General features: G+C 71.0%; 1 protein-coding gene. It reads left to right on the top strand.

Going from position 1 to position 1925, the window contains the following annotated elements; all coding sequences use genetic code 11:
• Nucleotides 1-1880 (top strand): peptidase M6 immune inhibitor A (locus AB0M20_RS40810; RefSeq protein WP_364306596.1); only part of this gene is annotated, 1880 nt, incomplete at its 5' end.
• Nucleotides 1881-1925 lie beyond the last annotated feature (45 nt).

Genomic DNA, 1925 nt, shown 5'->3' on the forward strand with positions numbered 1-1925 from the left:
GAACGATGCTGGCGGTGCCGGTGGGGTCTGCGGTGCCGGTGGGGCCTGCGGCGCCCGCGGCGGCGGCAGCCGCCGAGCAGGCCGTTCAGGTGCTCGACGACACCCGCGAGCTGTCCCGCCGGGTTTACGCGACCCCGGCCCTGGGCCGGTCGCGGATCCGGGAGGCGGCGCCGCGCGAGACACCGGTGGTCGGGACGAGCCGCGAGTGGCTCGCGCTCAACGACGTCGAGGGCCGGTTCTACCGGAAGACCTTCACCCTGCGGGCCGTCGGCGAGCACATCGAGGTGTGGGTCGCCCACGACCTGGCGTTCCCGGCCGGCGACTGCCGCACGGACCCAGTCGTCGTCACGGACGCCCAGGTGGCGGGTCTGGTCACCGAGTTCGACACCAAGATCTACCCGCGCGAGACGGCCGTCTTCAGCACGCCGCGAGAGCGGGACGGGTCCGACCCGCTGCTCGACGGGGACTTCGCCGGGGACGGCGGGCGCACGGTCACCCTGGTGGACAACGTCCGCGACGACAACTTCGTGGACTTCCCCAAGGCGTCCACCTACATCGCCGGATTCTTCTCCGCGCAGCTCAACGACCTGGTCGACCGCAACGTGATGACGATCGACGCGTACGACTGGAAGCACCGCACCGGGGCCGCGCCGCCGGACGACGCCACCGACGAGCTGTGCACCAGCCGGCCCGCGAAGCCCCGGATGTACGAGGCGACCTTCGCGCACGAGTGGCAGCACCTGCTGCAGTCGTACACCGACCCGTACGAGAAGGCCTGGATCAACGAGGGGCTGTCGGACTACGCGCAGAGCCTGGTCGGCTATGTCGACGCGCGGAGGTCGATCTACCGCCGCGGCGCCGACGGGCACCTCACCTGCTTCCAGGGCTTCGCGGTGGTGCGCACCGCCGTCAACACCACGCCGCGCGAGTGCGGCGGCCCGCAGAACTCGCTGAACCTCTGGGACGAGGGCGAGCCGGCCGAGGTGCTCGCCGACTACGGCAACGCGTACCAGTTCATGCTCTACCTGCGCGACCGGTTCGGCGAGGCCGTCCTCTCGCGGATCCACCGGGACGGCGATCGTCAGGGTATGGCCGGCGTGAGCGCCGCTCTGCCGGTGAACCTCACGGACGTGCTGCACGACTACCAGACGATGACGCTGGTCGACAAGCACACCACGTCGCGGGACCCGCGCTTCACCGCCCGCTCGCTGCGGTCGACCGTCAACCTCGACAACCCCGCGACCTACGCCCGGCCGGGCGCGGCTCCGAACGGGGCCGACTACATCCGCCTGCCGGTGCGCGGGCGCGACCTGCGGTCGGTGCGGTTCGAGGGTGCGGCGACGCTGCCGCCGCTGCCGATGGCCTGGACCGAGAAGGACGGCGCGCTGTTCTCGGGCAACGCCGGCAACAGCGACGCCTCCGCGGTGGTCGAGGTGACCGTCCCGAAGGCCGACCCGCGCCTGCGGATCAGCGCGAAGTACGGCGCCGAGGCCGATTACGACTACGGGTACGTGACGGTGTCGACGGACGGCGGGCGCACCCATCGGGCCGTCCAGGGCGACAAGACGGTCGCCGGTCCGCTCGGGCCGGGCGTCAACGGGGACACCGGCGGCGAGTTCGTGCCGCACGTCTACGACCTGTCCGCGTACGCCGGGCAGAAGGTGCTACTCGGTTTCCGCTACGTCAGCGACGGGGCGGTGAACGAGGGCGGCTGGTACGTCACGGGCATCGACGTCGGCGGCGTGCGGGTGGGCTCGAAGCCGGCGCTCTTCCGCTCCTACACACAGATCCGGGCCACGCCGGTGCACCACTGGGAGGTCAAGCTGGTCGGGCTCTCGGGCACGTCCTTCCGCCAGGTGCCGGTGCGCGTCTTCGCCTAGCTGCTCTGTTTCCTTAGGATTGTGGAGTTGTTGTATCTTGTCTAC

Origin of the sequence: Actinoplanes sp. NPDC051633, assembly GCF_040681735.1 — a bacterium.
In the GTDB taxonomy this organism is placed as follows: Bacteria; Actinomycetota; Actinomycetes; order Mycobacteriales; family Micromonosporaceae; genus Actinoplanes.